The 26,609-nt window shown below is 63.5% G+C and carries 26 protein-coding genes and 1 riboswitch; of the genes, 16 read left to right on the forward strand and 10 right to left on the reverse strand.

From position 1 onward, the window contains the following. Positions 1-215: 215 nt before the first annotated feature. The gene (locus tag BJP08_RS02440) at positions 216-2,636 is read right to left on the reverse strand and encodes a bifunctional lysylphosphatidylglycerol flippase/synthetase MprF (RefSeq protein ID WP_071568099.1); all 2,421 of its coding nucleotides are present in this window, start codon (positions 2,634-2,636) and stop codon (positions 216-218) included. Further along, on the reverse strand, positions 2,633-3,850 hold the full coding sequence (locus BJP08_RS02445; protein ID WP_071568100.1) for an alpha/beta hydrolase family protein: 1,218 nt from the start codon (positions 3,848-3,850) through the stop codon (positions 2,633-2,635). The genes BJP08_RS02440 and BJP08_RS02445 overlap by 4 nt, the downstream gene beginning before the upstream one ends. 20 nt (positions 3,851-3,870) lie before the next feature. Here BJP08_RS02445 and BJP08_RS02450 point away from each other — a divergent pair, with 20 nt between their 5' ends. From BJP08_RS02450 to BJP08_RS02470, 5 genes are all read left to right on the forward strand, one after another. Continuing rightward, complete coding sequence (locus BJP08_RS02450) at positions 3,871-4,509, forward strand: triacylglycerol lipase (protein ID WP_083428369.1); 639 nt, start codon at positions 3,871-3,873, stop codon at positions 4,507-4,509. Positions 4,510-4,542: 33 nt separating this feature from the next. After that, positions 4,543-4,890, forward strand: a complete 348-nt coding sequence (locus BJP08_RS02455) for a YceI family protein (protein ID WP_071568102.1) — start codon at positions 4,543-4,545, stop codon at positions 4,888-4,890. 22 nt (positions 4,891-4,912) lie between these two features. Then, positions 4,913-6,403 (forward strand): gluconokinase, encoded by a 1,491-nt coding sequence (locus BJP08_RS02460; protein WP_071568103.1) that lies wholly within the window; start codon positions 4,913-4,915, stop codon positions 6,401-6,403. A gap of 50 nt (positions 6,404-6,453) precedes the next feature. Further along, positions 6,454-7,620, forward strand: a complete 1,167-nt coding sequence (locus BJP08_RS02465; RefSeq protein WP_071568104.1) for a YibE/F family protein — start codon at positions 6,454-6,456, stop codon at positions 7,618-7,620. Positions 7,621-7,687: 67 nt separating this feature from the next. Next, positions 7,688-8,446: a DUF1906 domain-containing protein gene (locus BJP08_RS02470; protein WP_369816370.1), complete on the forward strand. Its 759-nt coding sequence runs from the start codon at positions 7,688-7,690 to the stop codon at positions 8,444-8,446. A 93-nt stretch (positions 8,447-8,539) separates the two neighbouring features. On the opposite strand, the gene BJP08_RS02475 is transcribed toward BJP08_RS02470, so the two are convergent. The 3 genes from BJP08_RS02475 to BJP08_RS02485 all read right to left on the reverse strand — a co-directional run bounded on the left by BJP08_RS02475 (position 8,540) and on the right by BJP08_RS02485 (position 11,140). Beyond that, positions 8,540-9,376: an aldo/keto reductase gene (locus tag BJP08_RS02475; protein ID WP_071568106.1), complete on the reverse strand. Its 837-nt coding sequence runs from the start codon at positions 9,374-9,376 to the stop codon at positions 8,540-8,542. Between the two features lie 9 nt (positions 9,377-9,385). Then, a complete protein-coding gene (locus BJP08_RS02480) occupies positions 9,386-9,745 on the reverse strand; it encodes an FKBP-type peptidyl-prolyl cis-trans isomerase (protein WP_070362854.1) in 360 nt (119 codons plus the stop codon). 99 nt (positions 9,746-9,844) lie between these two features. Further along, entirely contained in the window at positions 9,845-11,140 is a 1,296-nt protein-coding gene (locus BJP08_RS02485) for a citrate synthase (RefSeq protein WP_071568107.1), read from the reverse strand. Between the two features lie 270 nt (positions 11,141-11,410). Between BJP08_RS02485 and serC the strand changes: the two genes are divergently transcribed. From serC to BJP08_RS02500, 3 genes are read left to right on the forward strand one after another with little or no spacing between them, the layout of a single operon-like run. Continuing rightward, positions 11,411-12,538 (forward strand): phosphoserine transaminase, encoded by a 1,128-nt coding sequence (gene serC, locus BJP08_RS02490; RefSeq protein WP_071568108.1) that lies wholly within the window; start codon positions 11,411-11,413, stop codon positions 12,536-12,538. 54 nt (positions 12,539-12,592) lie between these two features. Next, complete coding sequence (gene sepH, locus BJP08_RS02495; RefSeq protein ID WP_071568109.1) at positions 12,593-13,519, forward strand: septation protein SepH; 927 nt, start codon at positions 12,593-12,595, stop codon at positions 13,517-13,519. Between the two features lie 9 nt (positions 13,520-13,528). Next, the gene (locus BJP08_RS02500; protein WP_071568110.1) at positions 13,529-14,377 is read left to right on the forward strand and encodes a hypothetical protein; all 849 of its coding nucleotides are present in this window, start codon (positions 13,529-13,531) and stop codon (positions 14,375-14,377) included. On the opposite strand, the gene BJP08_RS02505 is transcribed toward BJP08_RS02500, so the two are convergent. Both BJP08_RS02505 and BJP08_RS02510 read right to left on the reverse strand, forming a co-directional pair. Continuing rightward, positions 14,337-15,176: an RNA methyltransferase gene (locus BJP08_RS02505; protein WP_071568121.1), complete on the reverse strand. Its 840-nt coding sequence runs from the start codon at positions 15,174-15,176 to the stop codon at positions 14,337-14,339. The genes BJP08_RS02500 and BJP08_RS02505 overlap by 41 nt on opposite strands. A gap of 9 nt (positions 15,177-15,185) precedes the next feature. Next, positions 15,186-16,643: an NCS2 family permease gene (locus tag BJP08_RS02510; RefSeq protein ID WP_255364739.1), complete on the reverse strand. Its 1,458-nt coding sequence runs from the start codon at positions 16,641-16,643 to the stop codon at positions 15,186-15,188. 108 nt (positions 16,644-16,751) lie between these two features. Between BJP08_RS02510 and BJP08_RS02515 the strand changes: the two genes are divergently transcribed. Further along, the gene (locus BJP08_RS02515) at positions 16,752-17,480 is read left to right on the forward strand and encodes a hypothetical protein (protein WP_143109993.1); all 729 of its coding nucleotides are present in this window, start codon (positions 16,752-16,754) and stop codon (positions 17,478-17,480) included. A 15-nt stretch (positions 17,481-17,495) separates the two neighbouring features. Here BJP08_RS02515 and BJP08_RS02520 read toward each other — a convergent pair whose 3' ends face one another. Then, positions 17,496-18,167 carry a DUF3027 domain-containing protein gene (locus tag BJP08_RS02520; RefSeq protein ID WP_369816369.1) on the reverse strand — a complete coding sequence of 224 codons (672 nt, stop codon included), beginning with the start codon at positions 18,165-18,167 and terminating at the stop codon, positions 17,496-17,498. A 47-nt stretch (positions 18,168-18,214) separates the two neighbouring features. On the opposite strand from BJP08_RS02520, the gene BJP08_RS02525 reads away from it, so the two are divergent. Beyond that, positions 18,215-19,000 carry a glutaminyl-peptide cyclotransferase gene (locus tag BJP08_RS02525; RefSeq protein ID WP_255364740.1) on the forward strand — a complete coding sequence of 262 codons (786 nt, stop codon included), beginning with the start codon at positions 18,215-18,217 and terminating at the stop codon, positions 18,998-19,000. 10 nt (positions 19,001-19,010) lie between these two features. Continuing rightward, the gene (locus BJP08_RS02530) at positions 19,011-19,514 is read left to right on the forward strand and encodes a DUF2771 family protein (protein ID WP_071568114.1); all 504 of its coding nucleotides are present in this window, start codon (positions 19,011-19,013) and stop codon (positions 19,512-19,514) included. 11 nt (positions 19,515-19,525) lie between these two features. Here the strand turns inward: BJP08_RS02530 and BJP08_RS02535 are convergent, their stop codons facing one another. Continuing rightward, positions 19,526-19,909: a cold-shock protein gene (locus BJP08_RS02535; protein ID WP_071567047.1), complete on the reverse strand. Its 384-nt coding sequence runs from the start codon at positions 19,907-19,909 to the stop codon at positions 19,526-19,528. Between the two features lie 237 nt (positions 19,910-20,146). Then, positions 20,147-20,322: riboswitch (cyclic di-AMP (ydaO/yuaA leader) on the forward strand. Between the two features lie 9 nt (positions 20,323-20,331). On the opposite strand from BJP08_RS02535, the gene BJP08_RS02540 reads away from it, so the two are divergent. Then, complete coding sequence (locus BJP08_RS02540) at positions 20,332-20,988, forward strand: resuscitation-promoting factor Rpf1 domain-containing protein (protein ID WP_071568115.1); 657 nt, start codon at positions 20,332-20,334, stop codon at positions 20,986-20,988. A 121-nt stretch (positions 20,989-21,109) separates the two neighbouring features. Here BJP08_RS02540 and BJP08_RS02545 read toward each other — a convergent pair whose 3' ends face one another. Continuing rightward, positions 21,110-21,304 (reverse strand): hypothetical protein, encoded by a 195-nt coding sequence (locus tag BJP08_RS02545; RefSeq protein ID WP_070362866.1) that lies wholly within the window; start codon positions 21,302-21,304, stop codon positions 21,110-21,112. Positions 21,305-21,357: 53 nt separating this feature from the next. On the opposite strand from BJP08_RS02545, the gene BJP08_RS02550 reads away from it, so the two are divergent. From BJP08_RS02550 to BJP08_RS02565, 4 genes are all read left to right on the forward strand, one after another. Then, entirely contained in the window at positions 21,358-23,433 is a 2,076-nt protein-coding gene (locus BJP08_RS02550; protein ID WP_071568116.1) for a helicase-associated domain-containing protein, read from the forward strand. Between the two features lie 16 nt (positions 23,434-23,449). Then, positions 23,450-25,102, forward strand: a complete 1,653-nt coding sequence (locus tag BJP08_RS02555) for a DNA repair helicase XPB (protein WP_071568117.1) — start codon at positions 23,450-23,452, stop codon at positions 25,100-25,102. A 10-nt stretch (positions 25,103-25,112) separates the two neighbouring features. Beyond that, positions 25,113-25,763: a DUF3239 domain-containing protein gene (locus BJP08_RS02560; protein ID WP_071568118.1), complete on the forward strand. Its 651-nt coding sequence runs from the start codon at positions 25,113-25,115 to the stop codon at positions 25,761-25,763. Positions 25,764-25,891: 128 nt separating this feature from the next. Next, complete coding sequence (locus BJP08_RS02565; RefSeq protein WP_071568119.1) at positions 25,892-26,398, forward strand: GNAT family N-acetyltransferase; 507 nt, start codon at positions 25,892-25,894, stop codon at positions 26,396-26,398. Positions 26,399-26,609 lie beyond the last annotated feature (211 nt).

Genomic DNA, 26,609 nt, shown 5'->3' on the forward strand with positions numbered 1-26,609 from the left:
GAGGTGTCAACCACCACCCCAGGTTGTTTCCTCGGGCTAAGTGTCAACTATGTCGCGGCTGAGGTGTCAACCATCAGGAAGGTTCTCGCAGGCACGCCGTGTCAACTATGTCGTGACTTCGGACACTCTCTGGGGCGCAAAATTCCCCCGTGACCTGCATACACAGGTTACGGGGGATTTTCGGTTTTCTGCAAAAAGCCCAAATCTAGGCAAATCTACTCATTTTGCAGCACCTTCGACCGGCCCAGGAACTCTTTGACCACGGCCGCCATGTCCGATCGCTTCATGTCCGGCAAGTAGCAGTGAATGACCGCCAGCGAGATACTGGCGAGTGACATTTCGTCTTCGTACAGCAGGTACCAGCCCTGGTGCGTCGGGTGAAACTTGTGCTTAGAGGCGGCGAGCGAGCGGAAGCCATAGAGCGGCTCGATGGTAGCACCGGCTTTATCGAGGATGATTTCTACGAGTGATTCCGGCGCATCTGTCCGGGCCAGTGGCGCTCCGGAGAGGGAGACCCATCCAAGCCCTCGCTCGGCCGCGATCCGGGCGCTTTCCGCGAGGAGGAATTCAATAGCGGGCCGGAATCCGTTCGCGTCGCGGCGCATGAAGTCGAGGGTGTAGCCGACGAGGGCGCCGCCCTCGTAGACGGGCAGCCAGCTCGTCACCGCGTGCAGGCTGCCGTCGTCGCCCACTGCGAGGAGGAGTTTGGTGTCAGGGTCGCGGAGCTCGTCGAGCCCGCCCAAGGTGAAGCCCATTTCGGGCAGCGCTTTGTCCGCGACCCACTGTTCTGAGAGCGCGACGATGCGCTCTCGCATTTCCATTGGGCTTTCGGCCCAGCTCGTCCACACGGCTCGCACTCCTTCTTTTGCAGCGCGGTTGCGTGCGGTGCGGATGTTCTGGAACTTCTTGCCTTTGAACTCGATGTTGTCCGTCAGCAGCATTGATTCCTCGGCCACGTGGATGCGCCGGAACCCTGGCCTGGCGAAGGTGTCGGGCACCGAATACCAGGCCACTCTCCAGCCTTGGTGTGCGGCGAACGCTTCAAACGCACCGGCAACGGCTTCTTCTGCCATCGTGCCGCGGCGCACGGGGCTTCCAACCGTGACCGCGACGTTGTGGGAGACGCGGTACGCGACGACGCCTTCTCCGTCGCCGGAGTCTGTCTCGCAGAAAAAGTAGCGGTTTCCTTCCCACAACCCCATCCACGCGAGGTGGTCACCGGACCCGTGGACCAGAATCTCCCGAGCCCGCTCGCGGTCCTGCGCCTGGCTGGCAGATGGCGGCGAGGACAACACCCTAAACAACACAAACAGCACGATGGCCCAGAATATGATCCCCACCCATTCGTAAAGGAGCCACGCCGGAGCGCTGACGGGGAACGCGTGCGTCGGAGCCAGGACAGCAACGACGGGAGGAAGGTACCTGTTCGGCAGCTCAGCAAACAGCGAGCTTATCGACGCCCCACCGAGAAAGCCGCCCCGCACAACCCAGGCTCCGCAGATCCACAGTGCCGCGGTTGCTATCCACGCCGCTCCCATGATCGTGGCCCCACGGCGCCAACTCGACGGAACGGCGAACCGCCGACGAGTCACGATGAGGACTGTGATGGTGACCAGCCACGGGAAGACAACCAGCGTTGTGTTCACGGCTGTGGATCTGTCTACCCCGCTGCCGATTGTCTGCCAGCAGATCACCGCAATGGATCCAGCACTGGCGAGGACGGCTGCCCACCACGCCAATTTCCGACCGTGCACCAGCCCCAACGCAAGGACTGCTGAGAATACGATCGGTAAGGCGTTCATCAGTAGGGGGCCGAGGCCATGCTGGCTATTCACCGCCATCGCTTCCGTGCAGGCGGTGGATGTGGCGTCGACACACCGCTGGGCTACGAGGTGCCCGGCGACCGCCGGCTCCCACATCAGCTTGCTCACTCCTGCAAACGGCCCCTGCGCCGCGGGGTTGATAGCGGTAATAAGTGGGCCGACTGCGACGCTGAGGAACAGAGCAGCCACGAGGACCCGCGATTCACGCAGCGACATCCTCCGCAATGTTTCTGTGCCCGCGGAAAGAACACCAGCGACGGTACCTGCGACAACGGCTACCAGTGCGACGACGGCTGAGAGCGAGCCGTCATACAGCACGAGGGTCGCCATCATCGCGAGCATCACGAGGCGGAGCCTGCGCCGCCACAGCACGCCCATGAAGGCCGTGGCGAATGCGGCGGGACCGAATATCCACGCGACCGGAGACAGAAATGTCTCGTTGACAAGATCTGGGCCCCACAGGTTAAAGCCTGCCCGTTCAACGACGCTGCCAACGATGAAACCTATGGGCAGCGCTACAAATTCAGAAGCCGTCGCCACAACTGCGAAGCGGGCCGAGCCAAGCCGCACCTCAGCGGGAACCGCGAACAGGACCACTGCGACAGTGGCCAAGGTCAATCCAACAAGGTTACTTGCGGTCAGCCCTGCGGTCACCCAGCGCCAGAGTTCGGGGTCGACGGGAAGGCGCAGGCCGAGAATCTCTCGAGGTGCTGCGCCCGACAACGTGCAGGCTAAGTAGGCGCCCCACGCCACGCAGACGAGAGCGAGTGCGACGGGAACCTTCAGCACAACATTGCCCCACAGTCGTTTCATCGAATGCCTCCTCGTTGAGCAACGAAGTCAATGTCTTGGCGCAGCGCTACCCGCCAGACTTCGAAGCTGTGTCCTCCTGGCAGCGATCGGAAGGTGGCACTCATTCCAGCTTTTTGGGCGAGCTCGTTTTGGCGCGTTAGTGCCGCCATCGCCTCTTGGTCGCGCTCGCCGGCGACGAACCTGCCAGCGATCCCCTTGTAAGTTGTACGTCCTGCTGCTCTCTGCAGGAGCGTCTCCGGGTTCACCGCTTGGAACGCCGCCTCGTCGCCGCCGAACAGCACGTCGACGGTGCGTTGGTGCCCGCCTAGGTTCGGTTCGGCCTCACCCGAATAGTCGAGGAACGTCCCGTAGGCCGAGGGATCGTTGGTAATCACTTGGAGTGCGCAGGTGCCGCCGTAGCTGAGCCCACCGATTGTCCAGGTGCGCTGGTCTTCTTTCACACGGAAATTGTCTTTGATTAGCTGCGGGATTTCCTGGGCAAGGTAGGTCTGGATTTGCAGGTCCGGGCCATCCACGCACCCGGGGTTCCCGGTGGTTGTTCCTGTACCGTCCGCGCTGACGACAATCGGGGCCACGCCGTCGTGTTCGGTTTGGTAGTCGTCGAGCGTCTGTTGCGCCGCGCCTTCATCAAACCACCGGATTGGGCTCCCGGGACTACCAGCAAGCAGCACAAGGACTGGTAGGTTCTCGCCGTGCCAGTAAGCAGGCGGAACGTAAACAATCGCATCGCGCAACGGTGCGGCGGGCAGCGTCACTAAGGCGCCTACTTCCCTACCGTTGAGGATCGGAGCGGTCGTCGTTTCGCGGAACTGGTCCAAATTCATGGACACCGTCACTGGGACCGGTCGGAAGGACCCGAGGGTCGGGTACTGCTCATAGACAAGATTCACTGTCAGAAACGCTAGAACCAGGGGAACGACTGCGAGCGGGGCGAGACGCCACCGCCACCGCGGTGCCAAGAAGATGGATGCCACGACGAACACGGCGGCCGTGCCACTGGCGTAAATGTGCCACGGAATGGCATCCGGGAACGGTTTCGGCCAGACAGTAAGCGCCAGGTACGCCACCGCGAGCAATACCCCCGCAACGGCGAGCGCGGTGCGCCGACGTTTGTGGCCGAGCCAGAGCGCAACAATCACGGAAGCGGCTAAGGAGAGGTAGATCGCCCAGGCCGCGCCTGTGCCGACCACGGATATCGAACGGATTGCATCCACGGCGAGTAGTTTAAGACGCTATGGCGTTGCTTTCCTACGTGCCACGGATACTTCCATCCCCTTCGACAGCGAACTCCCAGACAACGAGCCGAATCGTGGTCGCCCTCCACGGCACTGGCTCTTCCCCGTTCGTGTTTCGTCGGCTCTCACGCGCGCTCGAAACGCATGGGATTGGATTGATTGCGCCTGCATACGGTCGCAGAGCTACCGCGGGTATCGACGCCTCATCCCATGAAGTCGCGGCGTTCCTCGACAGCCTGGCTGCGGAGCAGATCGATGTGGTTGGGCACTCGTATGGTGCGCTTATCGGCCTCCGAGCCGTGCAGTTGAGCTCAATTGCGCCGAGAGGCGGAACGGTTGTTGGCCTGGGCGCGTCGTGGCGAGGCACCCGCGGTGTTGCGCGCCTGTTTCCGCCTCGGCTTGTTCGAGCAGTTGCTGGCGACGCGTTCGTCGAATTGGAGCGCTTCCGGGAGGAGCCGGTGGCCCCCTCCAACACCAGCATTGTCTCTATCGTTTCGGATACCGACCGTATTGTGCCGGAGTGGTCGTCCCGGTGGGGAGATGTGATCGAGGTATCTGGCGTATCGCATGCGGCGCTTCCTTTGCGGACGAATGAGATTCTGGCGGCACTCGGGGTATCCCCCTCCGACAACAGTTGAACAGCAACGACCCCATATTGTTGACACGACACCATCACGCTCACCGACGACCTCGCCGCAAGCACGGCGCAGGGCACGGTCCGGACCGCGAGCGTCGATACCCGAAACGAGGACCGCGACGCACACGTGCGCGGCGAGGACTTCTTCGATGTGGAGAAGCACCCAGAGATGACGTTCACCTCCACGACATTCAACGTAGATGAGGCCGGCAACGGCACCGTCACGGGCGACCTCACCATCAAGGGCACCACGAAGCCAGTCACGTTCGAGGTTGAGACCTTCGGCGTCGATTTCCAGGCCCCGCTGAACTCGGGTGGCATGCTCGTGAGCGAGAAGGTCGCCATTGAAATTGAGGGCTCCGCGATCAAGCAGGACGCCTAGCCTCTGCCGTACCATCGGGGGTATGACCGCTACCAAAATCCCAACCATGTCAGTCCCCGTACAGGACTCCCGCGGGCCGTACATCCTCGGCATCGACGTCGGCTCGACCGCGAGCCGCGGCGGCCTGTACGACGCCACGGGTCGCCCTGTGAAGGGCGCAAAGCAGCGCGTTGCGCACGCGTTTACTACCACCGCTGAAGGCGCGAGCACCATCGATGCCGACCAGGTCGTCGCCGAGGTACGCAAGGTTATCGACGGCACCGTCACCTTCGCCGCCGCACACGACCTGCGCATCGAGGCCGTCTGCATGGACTCGTTCGCCTCAAGCCTCTTGCTTGTCGACGCCCACGGCGACGCCCTCACCCCGCTGTATACCTACGCGGACTCGCAGTCCCGCGACTACGTTGAACGGCTCCGCGCCACAATCGATGAGGCCGCCTACCACCAGCGCACCGGCGTGCGACTCCACACGAGCTACCACCCTGCGCGCCTCGCCTGGGCCAAGGAGCAGCTGCCCGAATTCGCCCGCGCGGCCACCGCCATGACGATCGGCGAGTACGTGTACCACAAGCTTGCGGGCATCCGCGGCCTGGCAGTCGCTACCGCGGCGTGGTCGGGCATCGCCAATGCGCACACCGGGGAGCTCGACACCGAGATTCTCGACACCATCGGGGTCCCCCACGACATGCTCCAGCCGCTGCGCTTCCCCGACGAACCTGACTACCCGAAGGACACCGAGTGGCCTGCACTGAACGGGGTAGCGTGGTTCCATTGCATCCCCGACGGCTGGCCGTCCAACGTCGGGCCCGGCGCGACCGGCCCCGACACCATCGCGGTGGCCGCGGCGACCTCCGGAGCGATGCGAGTCATCCTCCCCGAGGTGCCGAAACGCATTCCGGAGGGACTGTGGTGCTACCGCATTGCGCGCGACAAGGCCATCTTGGGCGGCGCGCTCAACGACGTCGGCCGCGCAGTCACCTGGCTCGAGGACACCGTCCAACCGGTGACTCGAGAGGACATCGCCGCGGTCCTTTCCTCGGGGCCTGGGCGCGCCCCGATCGTGCTTCCGTTCTTCACCGGCGAGCGTTCCACAGGCTGGGCCGCCAGCGCGCAGGCGCACCTCTTGGGCGTCACGGCGGCGACCACGCCAGCCGACCTGTGGCGGGGCGTGTTTGAGGGCATCGCCATGTCGTACCTGAGGGTCTACGAGCAGCTCAAGGAGGCAGGCGCGGTCCCCGAGCGCGTGGTGGCCTCCGGCCGCGTCACCGCTGACCACCCGGCATGGTTGTCGGTGCTCGCGGACGCGCTCGGCTGCGAGGTCGTCCCCCTGGAGATGAAGCGCGCTACCCTGCGCGGCACCGTGCTCATCGCGCTGGACGTCGTCGCCCCCGAAGTGCGGCGGGCAACCCCACCGTTCGGCCAGGGCCACCGCAGTGTGGATGCACACGGCGAGTACTTCAAGGAGCTCCGCAGCCGCTTCGAAGCTGCGTATCGCACGTTAGTTGCGCGGTAGCTCTACAATCAGTCTGATTGTCCCAGTACCGATCTCACAAGGGAGCCCCGTTGGCACGCCACGCAACTCAGTCCTCGCCATCTCCGCTGCGCACGGCGCGCGGGCTGTTAGTGGCGTTCCTCGCGATCGCGGGCGTCGTCACGCTCGCTGGCCTCGCCTTACTGTGGCCGGGCGGCAAGCAGCCAGAGGTCCTGCCCGGGTTTGAGCAGACGCAGACGTCGACGGCGGAGACCGCCAAGGCCACCGTCATCGAGCATTCGGTGGCGCCCTGTGGTGGCGTCGCAACGCCGAACCACCCTGAGTGCGACTACCTGCGAGTCGAGCTCAAGTCCGGGGGAACCACAACCATCGAGACCGCCCAGCAGCCGGGCACCCCGGAGCTTTCCGTCGGCGACCGCGTGGTGCTCTCGGTGCACCACAACCCCGACACCTCGTACTCCTTCCTCGACATGGACCGCTCGGTGCCACTCGGCGTGTGGCTCGCGCTGACGCTGCTGGTGGTGGTTGCCGTTGGGGCGTGGCGCGGCCTGCGTGCGATCTTCGGCCTGCTGTGCACCCTGCTTGTCATCTTCGGCTTCCTGGTCCCAGGGCTGCTGCTCGGCTACAGCCCCGTCGGGCTTTCCCTGGTGACGGGAGCGGCGGTACTCTTCCCCGTCATTTTTGTGGTGCACGGCAGGAATTGGAAGTCCGCATCGGCCCTGGCAGGTACGCTGACGGCGCTGGGGCTCGCGGCGCTCGCGGCGCACCTCGCCATCGACACGACGCAGCTCCGCGGGCTTGCCGACGAAAACAACCTCCTCATCCACATGTACCTCCCCCAGGTGCAGGTCCCCGGCATCATGCTCGCCGGGTTCATCATCGGCGCCCTCGGCGTACTCAACGACGTCACCATCGCACAGGCCTCGACGGTGCAGGAACTGTACGAAACCTCGCCCGACGCCCGGCCACGCACCGTATTCGCCTCCGCAATGAAGGTGGGCCACGACCACATCGCGTCGATGGTGTACACGCTGGTATTGGCGTACATGGGCGCTGCCCTCCCCCTGTCGATGCTGCTCCAGGTCGCCGATCGCCCGCTCACGCAGGTGCTCACCTCCGACGTGGTGGCCACGGAGATCATGCGCTCGAGCATCGGCGCGATCGCGTTGGTCCTGTCGGTGCCGATCACTACGGCGATCGCCGCGTGGACGATCCGCGCTCCCCAACCCGCGCCGTAATGTTGCTAGAGTTACGGGTGTGACTACTTTTAATCGACGCCGCTTCCTTCAAACCGTCGCGCTCGCCATCGCTGGCGCAACCCTTGGCTCCACCGCGCAGGCCCGCGCCCAGGGCCGCGTCCTCGGCACCGTGATCGACTACGCAGGCGGAGTTCCGTCCGGCCGCGCGGTGAAGGCCGCCGGCCACCTCGGGGCTGTCCGCTACGTGTCGGAGCGCCGCCCCGGAGCGAACTGGATGCTGGGCAAGCCCGTCACGCTGGGTGAAACACAGGACTTCGCCGCGAACGACCTCGCCACCGCGTCCGTCTACCAGTTCGGCCGCGCCGAGACCGCCGACTGGCTTGGCGGCGCCGCCGCTGCCGCCCGCCACGCCCCGGAGGCAATGCGCCTGCACGCCTCCGCCGGCGGCCCAACCGGTCGCCCCATCTACATCGCGATCGACGACAACCCCTCGCGCTCCCAGTACCTGAACCAGATCCGCCCCTACCTTCGGGCGTTCTCCGCGGCGCTGACGCTTGGCGGCTACCAGACTGGTGTCTACGGAAACATTAACGTGATCCAGTGGTGCATCGAAGACGGCATCGGCACGTTCTTCTGGCAGCACGACTGGGGCTCGGGCGGCAAGCTGCACCCGCGCGCGAACATCCACCAGAAGGCGAAGTGGACCGGCGTGATTGACGGCGTCACGGTGGACATCAACAACGTTTACAGCGCCGACTGGGGACAGTGGACCCCTGGGCGCCGCGGACCAGGATTCAACCTCGGCGACCTGGGCAGCTCACAGCTTTCTTCGAGCTTTGACTGGCGCGCGCTGCTGCCGAAGTAGTACCCCAACGAAGCTGGCGTCCCTCAGGCAGAGCAATACCCCGGCACGCGCAGCATATATGCTCGCACAGCGCCGGGGTATCTGCCGTTTGATCTAGCTGGGCTCTCCCGGGAACTCACGCGGGTCATTCGACATACGTTCGCCACTCAAGGCATCGAGCGCCGCGATGTCGTCCTGCGAAAGCTCCACCTCGACCGCCCCCAGGTTCTCCTCGAGGCGGGCTGAGTTAGCGGTCTTCGGCACCACTGAGCAGCCCAGGCTCATCACGTACGCGAGCGCAATCTGCGCCGGGGTCCGGCCATGCTTCTCGGCGAGGTGGCTAAGCACTGGGTCGTCCAGGTTCGCGCCCCGCGCGAGCGGCGCCCACGCCTCGGTAACAATCCCTTTGTCCTGGTGATAGGCACACAGCTCCGGTTGCGTGAACCCTGCGTGCAGCTCCACCTGGTTGAGCACGGGCACCACACCGGTGCGCGCGATGATCTCGTCGAGGACTTCTTCGTAAAAGTTGGCCACACCAACTGACTGCAACCGGCCCATCCCCTGCAGCTGCACCAAGGATTCGTAGGCCTGCACAAACGTGCCGCACTGCGGCCACGGCCAGTGCACGAGGAAGAGGTCGATGAACTCGAGCCCCATCCGCTGCAGCGATTCTTCGTAGGCTTCCGCCGCACGGCCCTGGTCGTCGTTCCACAGCTTCGAGGTGATGAACAGCTCCTCACGTGTCACGTCACCAGCCGCAATCGCATCCGCGACCGCGCGACCAACCTGCTCCTCATTGCCGTAAAAGGACGCAGTGTCGATGTGGCGGTAGCCCAGCTCGATCGCGCGACGCACGATGTTGGTACATTCCTCGCCCTGCAGCTTGTAGGTCCCCAGACCCAGCAGCGGGAAATCGTAGCCATCATTGAGTGTTGTCACCGGAATGCGCATATCGAATCCCTAGCGCGCGTCAAGCAGGTCGATGATGAACACCAGGGTGAGGCCGGACAGTGGATGGCCACCGCCAGCTGGGCCGTACGCCTTTTCTGGCGGGATGGTCAGCTTGCGGCGACCGCCAACCTTCATGCCCGGGATTCCCTCTTGCCAACCAGCGATGAGTCCGGCCAGCGGGAACTCCGCGGCCTCGCCGCGGTCCCACGAAGAATCGAATTCTTCGCCGGTTGCGTAGTCAACACCCAGGTAGTGCACCTGTACGTAACCGCCTGCTACGGCTTCGGCTCCGTCGCCGACTACGAGATCCTCGATGACAAGGTCCGTTGGGGCAGGTGCTTCAGGTACCTCAATCGTGGGCTTTTCCATACGTGAATACTCCTTGCGTCGTTCATTCATGGCGAAACCGCCGGGTACATATCCCCAAAGTATAAAGGAAGATACGTACCCGGCGGTGAACGCTAGCGATTATCGCTGGTCACGCGGCACAAAGTCGCGCTTCGTGTAGCCGGTGTAAATCTGGCGAGGGCGGTTGATCTTGGAGTTCATTGCCAGCTGCTCGCGGTATTGCGCGATCCAGCCCGGGAGACGGCCAATGGCGAAGAGCACGGTGAAAAAGTCCGTTGGGAAACCCATCGCGCGGTAGATCAGGCCCGTGTAGAAGTCTACGTTCGGGTAGAGCTTGCGCGAGATGAAGTAGTCGTCCTTCAGCGCGATCTCCTCAAGCTTCATCGCGAGGTCCAGGAGTTCGTCGCCGCCGAGGTGCTCCAGCACCTCATGTGCGGTCTCCTTGACGATCGCGGCGCGCGGATCGTAGTTCTTGTACACGCGGTGGCCGAAGCCCATCAGGCGGACGCCCTTTTCCTTGTTCTTCACGCGGTTCATGAAGTCGGTGGCGTCGCCGCCGTGGTTGTCCTTAATGTCCTCGAGCATCTCGAGCACGGCCTGGTTTGCGCCGCCGTGCAGTGGGCCTGCCAGCGCGTTGATGCCGCCGGCGATGGAGACGAACATGTTCGCCTGCGCGGAAGCAATCATGCGGACGGTGGAGGTGGAGCAGTTCTGCTCGTGGTCTGCGTGCAGGATGAGCAGCTTGTCCAGCGCCTTGACCAGGACTGGGTCAACCTCATACGGCTCGGTCGGGTAGCCGAACATCATGCGCAGGAAGTTCTCGCGTGCGTTGAGCGAGTTGTCTGGGTACATGTATGGCTTGCCGCGAGATGCGCGGTAGGCGTAGGCGGCCAGCATCGGCACCTTCGCCATCAGGCGGACGGTTGCCTTGTTCAGCTGCTCTTCGTCAAGCGGGTCCAGCTGGTCCTGGTAGTAGGCGGAAAGAATGTTTACCGACGACGCCAGCACAGCCATCGGGTGCGCGTTGCGCGGGAAGACGTTGAACGCGGCCTTGAAGTCTTCGTCGAGAAGCGTGTGGTGGCGAATCTCGGAGTTAAACTTCTTGTACTCGTCCGTCGTCGGGAGCTCGCCATTAATAAGGAGGTACGAGACCTCGTTGAACGTTGCGTTCTGTGCGAGTTCCGCGATGTCGTAGCCACGGTAGCGCAGAATGCCGTTGGCGCCATCGATGTAGGTGATCTTCGACTCGGTCGACCCCGTCGACACGTAGCCCGGATCGAAGGTGACAAGCCCTGTCTCGCCGAGGAGGTTGCCGAGCACCACTCCGTCGTTGCCCTCGGCGGCGGGCTTGATATCCATTTCGAATTCGCCACCTGGGTAGTGAAGTACAGCTTTGTCTTGACCTTCAGAAGCCATAGCAAACCTTTCTCAGAAGTTTTCGGAAACCCTATTCCCTGCGGTTGCAAGGAGGTTGCAATTTACGCCCGCAATGCTAGCAAAAAATGTGACTCATCCGACATATATCCATAAAACTATTGACCACCACACCCCCCGTTTGTTCGATTTTCAACTATTAGGAAAAGAGCTGGCAAAAGGCACCCCTTGCGCACTGAGGGGTAATAAGATGCAGTGAGACGCGAGTGGCGTCGCTAAGTTTTTCTACCCCCTGTTACAGGAAAGGCTGTCATGCAAACATTTCCGGTTCTTCCCCCAGCACTGCTCCCAAGCGATGGGCGTTTTGGCTGCGGCCCTTCCAAGGTTCGCCCGGAGCAGCTAGAGGCAATCGCGAAGGGTGCGGACATCATCGGTACCTCGCACCGCCAGCCGGCCGTGAAGAATCTCGTGGGTGAGGTCCGCCAGGGCCTGCACGATTTCTTTAAGCTTCCAGAGGGCTACGAGATCGTGTTCTCGCTCGGCGGTGCGACCGCGTTTTGGGACGCCGCCACCTTCGGCCTCATTGAGGCGAAGTCGGCGCACCTGACGTTCGGCGAGTTTTCCGCAAAGTTCGCGAAGGCCTCCGCTGCCGCCCCGTGGCTAGCTGACCCACAGGTCGTGGACTCCGCGCCTGGCACCGCACCGTCGCCGCACGAGCTCGACGGCACCGACGCAGACGTCGTCGCCTGGGCCCACAACGAGACCTCGACCGGTGCGATGGTGCCAGTGCGCCGCCCGGACACCGACGCCCTCGTCGTTATCGACGCCACCTCCGGCGCCGGCGGCCTGCCCGTCAACGTGCACGAGGCGGACGTCTACTACTTCTCCCCGCAGAAGTGCTTCGCCTCCGACGGCGGCATGTGGTTCGCCGTGATGAGCCCGGCAGCTCTGGAGCGCATTGAGAAAATTCAGGCCTCCGGCCGCTTTATCCCTGCGTTCCTGAACTTGCAGACGGCCGTCGATAATTCCCGGAAGAACCAGACGTACAACACCCCGGCGATCAGCCCATTGCTGATGCTGGCTGAGCAGGTGCGCTGGATGAACGAGCTCGGCGGGTTGGACGCGATGGTGGCCCGAACCACGGCGTCGTCCTCCCTGCTGTACAAGTGGGCGGACAACCACGAGTTTGCGACGCCGTTCGTCGCGGACCCGGCTGCCCGCTCCAAGGTTGTCGGCACGATCGACTTCGACGACCGCATCGACGCAGCCGAGCTGGCCAAGGCGCTTCGCCAGAACGGCTACCTGGACACCGAGCCGTACCGCAAGCTTGGCCGCAACCAGTTGCGCATCGGTCTGTTCCCGGCGATTAAGTCTGAGGACGTCAAGCACCTGACAAAGTCCATCGACTATCTGATCGAACAGGGCGTGGGCCAGAAGTAGTCCACCAATAATGGGCTAAGCTGGTGGAGGTATTTGTCAGCGGAAAGGAGTCACATGCGCGAGTTGTACCTCATGGAGGAGGAGTCCACGGAGACGTTCTTCGTCCTCCGAGATGACGAGGGCATCCGTTACCAACTCGCACGTTCCGAGATGCAGCCCACGGCTGAGGAAGACTCCGACAGCCCAGCGCTCGAGGCGGCTCCGGACGCGCAAGCACCATCCGCCGACAGCGAGCACAGCGACGAAACCCCCGAGCACGCGGCCGCGGAGGCGCCCGCCGAAGACAAGCCCCGCAGCCTGCCGGAGCCGGACCCGCTGTACTCCACGCCACTTTCGATGCGCCCGAACCAGATTCAGGCCCGCATCCGCTCCGGCGCCCAACCCTCCGAGCTGGCTGAGGAGATGGGGGTGGCGGAGAGCCGGATCGACCCATACGCCCACCCGGTACTCCTCGAGCGTTCGCAGGTTGCTGAGGCCGCGAAGCAGTCGCACCCGATGCGCGAGGACGGCCCCGCGAAGCTAACGCTGTTTGAGATCCTCGCCACCGCGTTCGCCGCCCGCGGCCACTCACTCAGCGACGCCACCTGGGACGCAACCCGCGAGCCGGGCGACGACTGGGTCGTGCACCTGCGCTGGCAGGCAGGCTTAAGCGAAAACGAGGCGCTGTGGTCCTTCCACCGCCAGATGGGATCCGCCCCAACGACGGAGGCCCGCAACGCCATGGCGGCGGACCTCACCGATCCTGATTTTGTGCAGCCGGTTCGTTCCCTGACGGCCATCGACCAAGACGTTGAAGAAGGCGACGCCACCACCGAACCTCCCGCCGCAGCGGAGGAGGAAGACACGATCGCTACCGGGGACTTCCTGCAGCACCCTGATGAGGCGCCGCAGCCGCAGAAGAGGCGTCGAAAAGCTGTGACCCCGCACTGGGAAGATGTCCTGCTGGGGGTCCGGACGAACACGAAGCGGCCGCGAAAGTAGGGCCCCGCTATGTCACACAACGCCGTGGTCACGTGCTGGTTTGTCAACGTTGCGCACCCGGAGGAGGTGCTGGAGGGCGAACCGAAGGCGGATCGTGGGTTCGGCCGGAAGCTGCTGGCCCAGGTCAACCCGGCGTGGCCCATCACCCCGATCGGGCAGTTCCCGTTGAACCGGTCCTCCGTGCCCGGCCCGGACGAGTTTTACATCGCGGGGTACCCGGGCGTTGCCGTCGTCCGGTTCTTTGTCACCGACGCCGAGCGCATTAGCGAAACCGCCACGGCGCTGCGCACCGCCCTCGCGAGCGCCGACACCTACGTCTACGCGGAGGGCACCGATTCGGACTACGCGGCGATCGCCCACTACCAGGGCGAAACCCTGCGGCGTGCGTTCTCGGCGACCCGCGAGCATGTCTATGAAGATCATGGGCTGCCGGACCCGTTCGAGGCCCCCTACTGGGCCGGGGAAACGGCGCCCCAGCTCGGTGGTATCTCGCTGCCGTTCGAGCCGCCCGCGCTGATGCGAGAGGCGGAGCGCGCCTGGCTCGGCATCGAGGTCGGCGAGGATGGTCCGGACGTGCACATCATCGGCTACGCAGTCGACGGCCGCCCGGAGCCGAAGGTCGAAGGACCTGCCCCACGTACCAAGACCGTCAACGAGGTAGCGGCGAAGTTCGCCGAGCAAACCAACACCTACGACGACTACGAGCAGCACGACGAAGAAGCGGAACGCGACGAGTTCTCCGAGCTTGCCGACGCCTCTGTTGCCGCCGCGAAGCGCGTCGGCCGGGGGCTGCGTCGCCGCGCCCGCGACCTGAAGGCTACGATTGCGGAGAAAATCCGTCACGCAGACCGCGGCTAATCAGGTCGCGCTGCCGCTCGTAGAACGCGATGGCCGCCGCCGTAGCCACGTTGAGTGAGTCCGTCCCCGGCGCCATAGGTATTTTGGCGCGCACGTCAGTGGCGCGCATCGCGTGCTGCGTGAGCCCAGGGCCCTCACCGCCAACAAGGAACGCCACCTTCTCGTGATCATGCAGCGCCTCAGAAAGGTACACGGCGTCGTCCGCAGGGGTCAGCGACACCAGCCACCACCCCTGCTCCTGCAGGTGCACGAGCTCACGCTGCCACGTGGTCGGAGTGCCTCCGAAGTGCGCGAACGGGGTACGCAGCACATGGCCCATCGAGACGCGGACGCTTCGCCGGTACAGCGGGTCGGCGGTGGCAGCGCCGAAAAGCACGCCGTCGACGCCCATGCCGGCGGCGTTTCGGAAAATGGATCCGATGTTCTCGTGGTCCCCCACCCCTTCGAGAATCACCAACGTGCGCGCACCAGCAATCACATCTTCGACTGCGAGCGGCTCCGGTTTGTCCGCGGAAACCAGCAGACCCCGGTGCATGTCGTAGCCGACGACCTCCCCCATCACCGCACGGCTGATCTCGTAAACGGGGACGCCCTCCGCTTCGAGGCGCTCACCGTATTGTTCCAGGAACGACTGGAGGCGGCCACCGAAGCCGAACACCGCGCGGACAGGAAAGCGGGACTCCACAAGGCGTCCCGCAACAAGAGGCCCCTCCGCAAACACCAGACCTTTCTCGCGGTCTGAGTGCTTCAGGTCGCGGATATCGTCAAGCCGGGGGTCGGAGGGGTCGTCGATAACTATGCTCACGCTTTACGAGATTAGCGACATCAACGGTCCTTGCGCGAAATAGACCAGGAACAGCGCAGAAATCAGCCACATGATCCAGTGGATGTCCTTACGCTTGCCAGCGAAGAGCGCCATCACGGTAAACGCGATGAAGCCGACGCCGATGCCGTTGGCAATCGAGTAGGTCAGCGGCATCATGATGATGGTTAAGAAGGCCGGGAAGGCAACGTCGAAACGGGTCCAGTCGATGTTGCTGACCTGCATCATCATCAGCGCGCCAACCACGACGAGGACCGGTGCGGCGGCCTCGATTGGGACGATTTCGTACAGCGGGGTGAGGAACATCGCCAGCAGGAACAGGATGCCGGTGACCACGTTTGCGAGGCCGGTGCGGGCGCCGTCAGCAATGCCGGCGGACGAGTCCACGAACACCGTGTTCGAGGAACCAGAGAACGCGCCACCGACTACTGCGCCGAAGCCTTCAACAACGAGGGCTTTCTTCATGCCTGGCAGGTTGTCGTTCTCGTCGGTCAGACCTGCCTGACGACCAAGCGCGGTCATGGTGCCCATCGCGTCGAAGAAGTTCGCAAGCACAAGGGTGAAGACCAAAAGGCTCGCGGCGACCACACCGACCTCGACGAAGGCACCAAACATGTCGATCTTTCCCACGAGGGACAGATCCGGAATGCCACCCAAGGAATCCGGGAGGGTAGGCACCGCGAGCGACCAGCCGTGGTCATTGTCTGCCGAGGAGCCTGCGCCCGCAAAGGACTCCACAATCATCGAGATGACCGTCGTCGCGACGATACCGATGAACAGGCCACCTGGGATGTTTCGGATCACCATGAATCCACAGATGAGCAGGCCTATGACGAAGACGGCCGTCGGCCACGAGGCGATCGAGCCTCCGAAGCCAAGCTGCACAGGCACGGTGGTGTGTGCCTCATCGGGGATGCGGCGAACGAACCCGGCGTCTACAAGGCCGATCATCGCAATGAACATGCCGATACCGACACTCATCGCCACCTTCATGGAGTTCGGAATCGCTTCAAACACCGCGGTGCGGAACCCCGAGATCGCCAGCAGGCAGATGATGATGCCGTCGATGACAACGAGGCCCATCGCCTCTGGCCAGGTCAAGCCTTGTTGCCCGACGAGCGTCACGGCAACGAGGGTGTTCAGGCCAAGGCCCGCAGCAATACCGAACGGGTACTTGGCAACGACGCCGAACAAGATACACATCACGCCGGCAGCCAAAGCGGTGACCGCAGCGACCTGGGGGATACCAAGCACGACGCCTTCACGGTCCGGACTCGTGCCCAGGATCAACGGGTTCAAAAGCACGATGTACGCCATCGCGAAGAAGGTGACGACGCCGGCGCGGATCTCGCGGCCAACGCTCGAGCCTCGCTCACTGATGTGGAAGAATTTATCAAGCCCGCCGACGGGCTGCTTCGTTGTAGATTCGCTTGGAATACTCACTGCGAAGATCCCCTTTTGTTCGTGGAGGAAGTTATGAAAAGGTGCAAAGTTGTTGCGCGCATCGGCTGAAATTTCTCTGCCAATAGCCTGCAATAGACTTTTACCTTAGTGCACGCACTTTCTGATAACTCGACTTTGGAGCTCAACGTGGATGTATTCAGCTTTGTCATCTCGCAAGGCATGGTTGCGGATGCGGATCTGTTGGCCGAGCAACTTCGCGGCTGCGGGGTGCCGCACTCGGAGTTTGCACGCCTGCGCGTTGCGGTAAGCCAGGTGGCAGGCCCGCGCAAGGCCGTTGTCCACGTCACCGGGAGCCGGCTGGCCCTGGCGCTTCGCCCGGCGCCTGCTGTGTCCCCGGAGATCACTATGTTCGCGGAGCCGATCAGGGATCAGCGCGCGCAGCCGCAACGGCGCGGGCCGGATCTGGGGTGGCAGCGGCATGTTATCGCCACGCTGGGCACCAGCGACGGTTTGCTTGGCGACGCCCACAGCCGCATCATCTCCGCGGTCCTCCAACCGATGGTCACATTTCCAAGCGCCACGCAGGCTGTCATCTCCGGCCACCCCGCCACCACGCCGTCGTACGCGCTGCAAGGGGTCGTGCGCGTGCTGGAGGAAGCGGGCGTCGAAACGCATCAGGAGGCTAACGGCTTCTCACGCTTCGATCTGATGCACCAAGAGACCTGGGCTGTCGACTCGGTGCTCGGCGCGCGGCTCGTCGAGCAGTGGAAAGAGTACGGCACCCCGAAACCTGGCCCCCGAATCATTGAGCGCGGCGCACTACCGACGCACCGCGGGGTCAACGCGATCCGCCAGCAGCGAGCCTCGCTGCTCTAGCGGTGGTTGAGCGGGCTACTTCCCGTCGTGGCGCGGCGCCTTCGTGTCCGCGTGCGCCCCGCAACCGTAGGACGCGGCAACAACGCGACCATCCGCTGAGTACTCGTTGGTGCAGACCCCGAAGTTCTCCCCCACTGGGTGCTGCATTGGAATATAGAACGCGCAGGTCCGGCAGTGCAGCGTGGCTTGCTCGGCGAACTCGGAGTTCGGACCAAAGTTACCCTTGCGCCACCGAGTTTTCGCCTCGTCGAGGCCTTCTTGCGTGAGGTAGTGGTCTGTCTCCCTACCTGGGAACGTCACCGCATCCTTCGCAAAGGAGTCTGTGGTCAGGCGCTCGTCGTCGGGCGCAGGCTCCATGATGTCGCCGGGGCCGAGGTCACCAGGGCGTAGCCGCTCCGAGTACGGCACCCAGTCCGGCGCCTGGAGCGCGTCGCGGGCGGGCATGAGCGCGACCTCGTTGACGGTCACCCAGCGCGACCCGGTGGCGCAGGCGACGACCGCGTTCCATTCCCACCCGGTGTAGCCAGGCACGCTCGCTTCGAAGCGGTGCGTGGCCACGTTGCTCGAGAGCCCGGCCACACCGATGTGCGCTCCGACCTCGCCGTCTGCGATCTCGAGGATGGCTTCTCGTGCGACTTCAATTGCTTTGTCGCTCAGCAGTGGTGAAGAGTTCTTGTTCTGAGACACGCTCTCCATTATGGCCCATCTCTGAGGAAATGCTGCATGATGGACGTATGCGTGTTCCCTCCCAACGGATTCGGTCCCTCCTGTTGTGCCCCGCAGTGCTGCTCACGGTGAGCGGCTGTGACGATGCCGCCCCTGAGGTGGAGCAGCTCACTCCGGAGATCGTTGAGCGCTACGACTACGACCCTGCCCTGTTCACGCAGGGGCTCGAAGTTGACGACGACGGCACGCTCCTGGTCAGTACCGGTCAGTACGGGTCCTCCGGGATGTATCGCCTCACCCCTGATGGCGACGTCGTCCAGGAGGTTGCATTGCCCGACTCCTATTTCGGCGAGGGCATGACCCGCGTCGGGGATTCCCTGTGGCAGTTGACGTGGCAAGAGGGCACCGCGTTTCGTCGCGACGCCGCGTCCCTAGCAACCACCGATACCGCCCACTACGACGGCGAGGGGTGGGGGCTGTGCGCTACTGACGACGAGCTTATTTTCTCCGACGGATCCGCAGAGCTGCGCCGTATGGACCCCGACACCCTCGCCGAGCTCGAGCGCTTCGAGGTCACTGACCAGGGCACACCCGTCGAAGGGCTCAACGAGCTGGAGTGCGTCGGCGACGACATCTACGCCAACGTCTTCACTACCACCGACATCGTGCGTATCGACGCCACCTCCGGCCACGTCACCGCCAGGATCAATGCGTCGTCACTGCCGAACAACGCCGACGATGACATTAATAATGTGCTCAACGGCATCGCACACATCCCGGGCACCGACGAGTTTTACCTGACAGGCAAGCGTTGGCCGGACCTCTACCGCGTCCGGTTCGTCCCTCCCCGGTAGAATCTCGCTCATGACTGCTTCCCGACGTGGATCTTCCCGACTTGCCCTCCAGCTTGGAGCGACGGTGCTCGCCGTCGCTCTTCTCCTCGCGGGGGTGTACGCGTTTATGAACTGGCAGCGCTCGCAACCGGGCCTTCCGGTGGAGGACCTACGAATCCACGTCACCGCCTCCGACGGCGAACACGAGATCGCCCCCTACACGCTCTGCCCGCTCGACGAGCAGTGCGACGGTGGCGAACCTCCAGCGCTCAAGCGTGGCGACGCCAACACCCTCACATTCCGCATCGACCCCGACATCGCAGCGGGCAGCTGGCGCCTCCTCCTCATCTACGACGACCCTTCCGCCAACGAAGAGCGCCTCCACCAGGCAGGTGAAACTGTCGAAGAGACCGCATCTGCTGTCAAAGACGGCGCCAAGCTCCTCGTAGCCGAAGTGTCCACGCTGGCCGTAAAAAATGACGACCACGGGGAGGAAATCCCGGTGGTCGCCACGTGGTCAGTCGCGTTTGAATAGCGCGCTAGTGCTTAGGCGTCGAGCTCCTTCGCGACAGCGCGCAGGATGCCTGCGACCTGTCGCGCCTCTTTGCGCTCTGGGTAGCGTCCGGCCGTGAGCGCGGGCTGCACGTCGGTCTCGATGAGCGTCATCACGTCCGCAAGCATGCTTCCGAGCTCTTCAGGCTTCCTGCGGTGCACCGGGCGACGCTTCGGCGTCTCCAGAATGGTGACGCGCAGCGCTTGCGGCCCTTTTCGGCCGGCGGCAAAGTCAAACTCAATGCGCTGTCCAGGCACGAGCTCATCCACGCCGTCTGGAAGCACCGATTTCGAAATGAATACGTCGTCGTCTCCAGGGTTGGATGCGAAGCCGAAGCCCTTGTCGGCGTCGAACCACTTCACCTTTCCAATTGGCATTAGTCTTCGTTCCTTCTCTGTTTTCTATGCAGACTCAGCAATAGCTTTTCATCATACTCGTATCGCCCGTTTCAGCCCCAACACACGAAATAGTGCCACAAATCACACAGCGCACGATCTGGCGCCTATGCAGGCGAAATACACCCATTTTCCCCGCTTCCACCGTGACACCAACCCCAAAAAGTGCCCGGAGCGTGACTAAATCGTTATAAAGCGTTAGGCTGTCCCGCAGCAAGAAAACGAGGCACGCTGAGTTCTGTTCGCCTCTCACAATTTCAGAAAGAACAGAAGCGGAGGACCCAACCTTCGGAACCTCCCTCGCGGGGCTTCCTTGGGGTGAAGTTGCTACTGCAACCGGGCACCTCAGCCCGAACCCGACAGCTTACTTCGCAAGCGGCAACAAGAGAGGACATCGTATTTCAATGGGACGCCATTCCAAGCAGACCACTTCCCTGACCAAGAAGGCACTCGCCGGCGCAGCCGCAACCGCAGCATTCGCTGGCCTGATGGCCCCTGAGGCCACGGCAGCACCTGACTCCGACTGGGACCGTCTCGCACAGTGCGAGTCCGGCGGCAACTGGGCCATCAACACCGGCAACGGCTACCACGGCGGCCTGCAGTTCTCCGCGTCCACCTGGCAGGCATTCGGCGGTGGCCAGTTCGCGCCGACCGCGAACCTGGCTTCCCGTGAGCAGCAGATCATCGTCGCAGAGCGCACCCTGGCACAGCAGGGTTGGGGCGCATGGCCGGCATGCTCCGCTCGCCTCGGCCTGAGCTCCGCGCCGACGAACCGCGATGCACAGGCCACTGCACCGGTACCGGCACCGGCTCCTGCACGCGCAGCGGTTGCTTCCCCTGACGCCGCGCAGCGCCAGGCAGAGAACCCTGTCGACGCCCTGTACCGCCAGCTTGGCAGCTCCCTGAGCAACTACGGCCTCGCAATCCCGGCACAGATCCAGCAGTCCTACGCTGCGAACCGCAATAACTACGATGCGTTCTACAACCAGAACGCTGCACTGATCAACGCAGTTCGCTCCGGCGACCTCGCCACCATCGGAGCAGCGCTGCTGAACCGCTAAGCGCAGAATAGAAAGTGCCCGCCACGGAAAACCTGTGGCGGGCACTTTTGTTCGCTAGGTAAAAAAGGGGCATAGGGAATGGCCATCCCACTCTTTCAGGGCTGGCCGAAAGGTTGAACGCTTAGCGGTTGATTCGCGTCGTCGGGTGGACGTACCCGATTTCCTCCGCAGGGAGCGGGAGCACGAGCTCATCCCCGAACGGGCTAGATGCACCGGTAAGCTGCGAGGATAGCTCGGTGACAGGCGAACCATTACCAGGGGTGTTCGTGGGCCACGCCGGGTTCGCGCGACCGATCTTCTCTACGTCTTTAGCCATGCGTACTATTCTTTCACGCTCGGGTAAAAATCGCACGTACACTAGCCAACGCTATGACTATGTTCCAGGAAGCGCTCCGCACGATGGACCACGATCAACTCCGGGAGCTCATCTACCTCAGGCCAGACGCGTTTTATCCCACCCCGCCGTCATGGGGATCGCTGGGGACGCGGCTTGCTCTTGCGGGGTCCGCGGCACGCGCGCTTCGCCGACTCAACGCCGCCGAGCTACGGCTCCTGGAGGCGCTCGGCGATGCTGGCGCAGAGCTTTCCCCCGTCGACGTCGCGGCGCTTCCCGTAGCCGGGGCTCCCGAATCCGTCGAGCAGCTGCGCGCCATGGCACTCGTCTACGGCCAGATCTCCGCGCTACGGGTGGCGCCGGGTGCGCTGTCTGCGCTGCCGTCCGGGTGGCGCCTCGGGGACCAGGCTCCGCCCCATCTCGACGAGCTGCTGGACGGGCTGAGTGCCCGCGAGCGCTCGGTGCTCGATACGTTGGTGACATCAGGGTCTGTAGGTACGACGAGGGCGGCCGCACCCGATGCGGATCCCACGACACCAGTCGCAACGCTCATTGCGAAAGGGCTGCTCATTCGTGTCGACGCCACCACGGTCCGCATCCCCCGCCCCGTCCGCGACGTACTGCGCGGCCTTCCACCCCGCGAGTTTCCCGAGCACGCCCCCGTCGTCGACGAACCAGACCAGGACGCCATCGATCGCAGTGCCACCGGGGCGGGCCTCGACGCAGTGCGCAAGCTTCGCCAACTGCTCCTCCGGCTACTCGACGCCCCTGTCCCTCTGAACAAGGACGGGTCCCTCGGCGTTCGCGCCCTCGCAGGGTTGACGCAGGCCCTCGGGTTCGACCCCGAGCTCCTCATCACCGCGGGCGAGTCCGCGGGCCTCATCGGGCGCGGCAGCACCGACGAGGCCGACGTGCTCGCCGCAACCCACGACGCGCTTTCCTGGCTCGATGCCACGCTCGCGGACCAGTGGGCGATCCTGCTCGCCGGCTGGCTTGCTTCCCCGTGGCGTACCGACAAAACGCCAGAGCATCGCCTCCTTTCCGAGCCAACCCACAACCCCGACGTCAGGCACGCCCGGAAGCAGATCCTCAAGTACGCCGGCCCAGCCCAGGAGGCCCGCTTGCTGTTTCACGCGCCACTGATGGCCGCGAATTTCTCACCCCAACTTCTCGACGCCACTACCGCCGAAGCCGCCTTCTTCGGCGCAACCGGCGGGGTGGGCAGCGCGGCATCTACGCCTCTGTTGGCGCTCCTCGACGGCGGCGACGTTGTCGAGGCCACGAAGCAGCTCGTCCCCGCGGAGGTTTCCCAGCTCATCGCCCAGGGCGACATGACGCTACTCGCCCCGGGCCCGCTCGACGCAGCCACCGCCGCCGTCGTCGAAGACCTCGCCGACTTGGAATCGCCCGGCCTTGCCAGCATGTGGCGTATCAGCGACGCCTCCCTGAAGCGCGCCTTCGACCGCGGGCACGACGCCGACTCGCTGCACAAGTGGTTCGAGCAGCACATCATGGGCGAGGTCCCACAAGCCATCACCTTCCTTATCGACGACCTCTCACGCACCCACGGCGCCATCCGCGCCGGCAGTGCGCTCAGTTACATCCGCTGCGCCGACCCCGCCCTACTCGCCGTCGCCGCCGAGCATGCAGACCTGCGGATTCTGGCGCCCACCGTCGCCGTCAGCCCGCTGCCGCTACCGCGCCTGCTCCACGACCTGCAAGCCGCAGGCCTGCAGCCCACAGCCGAAGACGAGCACGGCGTCTCCATCACCATCCCCGAGGAGCCGACGCTGGTGCGGGCAACCCCGTCATCGCTGCCCCAGGCGGTGGCCCCGAGCGAAGGGGACGTCGATAAGATTGTTGCGGCACTGAACTCGGATACGAGCCAGCCTGCAGCGGCTAGCGAGGCGTCGACGACTGATATGCTGCGTGCAGCAGCCCGCTCCCGACGCCGCGTGAAAGTCGAGTACGCAGATTCGCACGGTGCGCAGCACACAATAATTGTTCTACCGCTGACAGTGAGTGCCGGCGTCGTCGACGCGCAAGACACGGCGACGCAGCGCGTAATCCGCATGCCGTTGCGGCGCGTCACCACAGTGACGCTGGTGTAGAAAGAAAGGTCCAACAATGACGTTTGGGGACGGCCCACTGATCGTGCAGTCCGACAAGACCGTGCTGCTTGAAATCGCACACCCCGACGCGGCGAAAGCCCGCGCCGCACTCTCCCCATTCGCCGAGCTCGAGCGCGCCCCTGAGCACGTCTACACGTACCGCATCACCCCGCTGGCGCTCTGGAATGCTCGCGCCACCGGCTTCGACGCCGAGACCGCAGTCGACGTCCTCGAGCGTTACTCCCGTTTCCCGGTCCCCCAGTCGCTCCTCATCGACATCGCGGAGACGATGGCGCGCTACGGGCGTGTCAGCATGCACAACGATCCGCAGCGCGGGCTCATCCTCACCGCGGAAGAACCCGCCATCCTGGACGAGATCACGCGCAACAAGAACATCATCCCACTCATTGGGCAACGCTTCGACGAGCACACGGTCGGCGTGCATCCATCCGCACGCGGTCGCATTAAGCAGGAGCTAATCAAGACGGGTTGGCCGGTGGCGGACCACGCTGGATACGTCGACGGGGAATCCCACCCCATCGCACTCGACTTCGACGGCTGGGAGCTTCGCGACTACCAGCAGTACGCCGCCCAAGCCTTCTGGGAAGGCGGCTCCGGCGTGGTGGTCCTACCGTGCGGGGCGGGCAAAACAATCGTCGGTGCAGCCGCGATGGCGCAGGCAGAAACGACCACGCTCATCCTTGTAACCAACACGGTCGCCGGCCGGCAGTGGCGCGACGAGCTGCTGCGCCGCACCACGCTCACCCCGGAAGAAATCGGCGAGTATTCGGGCGAAAAGAAGGAGATCCGCCCGGTCACCATCGCGACGTACCAGGTCGTCACCCGAAAAACGAAGGGCGAATACCGCGCCCTCGAACTTTTCGACACCACCGACTGGGGCCTCATCATCTACGACGAAGTCCACCTCCTCCCCGCCCCGGTCTTCCGCATGGCGGCCGACCTCCAATCCCGCCGCCGCCTCGGACTGACCGCCACCCTCATCCGCGAGGACGGCCGCGAAGACGACGTCTTCTCCCTCATCGGCCCCAAGCGCTACGACGCCCCCTGGAAAGAACTCGAAATGGCAGGCTTCATCGCCACCGCCGAATGCGTCGAGGTCCGCACCACGCTCACTGAGGAGGAGCGCCTCACCTACGCGACAGCCTCCGCCCGCGAGCGTTACCGCCTCGCCGCGACGGCCGCCGCGAAACTCTCAACAGTAAAGGACATTCTCAGCCGCCACGAGGGCGAACCCACACTCATCATCGGGGCCTACGTCGACCACCTGCGCCACATCGCGCAGCAGATCGACGCCCCACTCATCGACGGCCGCACCAGCACCAAAGCCCGCGAGGAAGCCTTCGAGCGCTTCCGACAAGGCGAGCTCCGCACCCTCGTCGTATCGAAGGTGGCGAACTTCTCCATTGACCTACCCCAAGCAGCGGTAGGCATCCAGGTCTCCGGCACCTTCGGTTCCCGACAGGAAGAGGCCCAGCGCCTCGGCCGACTCCTTCGACCCAAGCCAGACAGCAGTGAGGTCTTGTTCTACACCGTGGTCACCCGTGACACCCTCGACGCCGAGTACGCGATGCACCGCCAGCGATTCCTCGCCGAGCAGGGCTACGCCTACCGCATCATGGATGCCTCAGACCTCAAGCGTGGCCTATAGACTGAGGCCTATGACCGAACAACCATTCCGTTTCAACGTCGACGAAGAATACGCCAAAGAACACAACGAACTCATTAGAAACACCAAAAACCTCGTTACCTCAAGCATCGCGCTTTTCGTCGTCTGCCTAATCGCAGGTGTCATAGTCTGGTTCCTCGTCGACCCAACCTCTCCCTGGCGACTTCTTGGCTCCCTCTCGCTCATATTTTTCGGCACCATCATGCTGATCGTCGGCCTCGCCATCCCACGAGCGGTCCCCCGCACCCAATCAATTTACGACGCCAACCCCCTCGCCCCCGCCGTCATCACCGACGACAAGGGCACCACAATGACGCTCACCGCGTTGGTCAACACTGCAGTTGACCAACACGCCCCTGCTGAGTGGGCCCTCACCTCAACGGTGGTTCAACGGATTCCCGGCGTCACTCCTAAGGTTGGCGCTGCGGTCCCATGCGTCGCCGTCGGCGGCCAGCGCACGTCCCGCCACAAAGCCCACTGGGCAACCATCACCCCGATGCCGATCGCATGGGGCACCCCTTCCGAGGAAGTCATCAAGCAAGCCATCGACTCCATCCCCGACGAACAGTGGCGCACCCTCAAGCAAGCCGTACGCGACAAAGACCTTGTGAAACAATCAAGGAACGAGCTCGTAGGTCTTTAGGCCGACTTCCTCGCTTCTGCATACGCCCCAGGGATTGCTTGTACCCCTGGGGCGTATTACTCGCACCAAAAACAGCCTTTGAAATTGGGTAGCCTGGGAGTCCTAAAACTTTGAACGGAGATTCCAAGATGGATAATGCTTTTCCCCTTCGCACCTCTCGCCTTATCCTCACTCCTCCCACGGACCAAGATATAGACGCCATCTTGAGGATCCATGCCGACGCCCGCACCTATCGCCACCGTCCTGACCTCGCGATGAAGAACCGGAAAGAAGCGGAGGAGTTGGCACGCGCATGGCAAGAAAACTGGGAAAAACAGCGACTTGGCTACTACGTAGTGTCCACGCTTGACGGAAAAACCATCGGGTTTACTGGTGTACGCCACATTGAGGAAGCAGGTGAACAGGTACTCAACCTCTATTACCGATTCGCGCCGGAGTCTCAGGGCCAGGGATACGCGAAGGAGGCCGCATCAGAGGCGATTGCCAATGCACAGGAACGCTTCCCGCAGCTTCCGATCATCGCTATCATCGACCCCACTAACGAAGCATCAATCGGTTTAGCGCTAAGGCTCGGATTCCAGCACGTCGATGGTGCGGGTGTACCGAACGACTACGACGTCTACCGGCTCTCCTGATCTCTCAAACCAACGCGGCGGGGTTTTCAACACGAGCCTCTCTAAATACAATCCGGCTGCGTTTGTTGTGCGGGGCCTCAAACAAAAAAGGTGGTGGATGTGATACCCACACCGGGTACCACATCCACCACCATGAAATTATAGGCCGGCGGTAACCTACTCTCCCACACCCTCCCAGGTGCAGTACCATCAGCGCGGGCGGGCTTAGCTA

Origin of the sequence: Corynebacterium sp. NML140438 (assembly GCF_001875725.1) — a bacterium.
Classification (GTDB): Bacteria; Actinomycetota; Actinomycetes; order Mycobacteriales; family Mycobacteriaceae; genus Corynebacterium.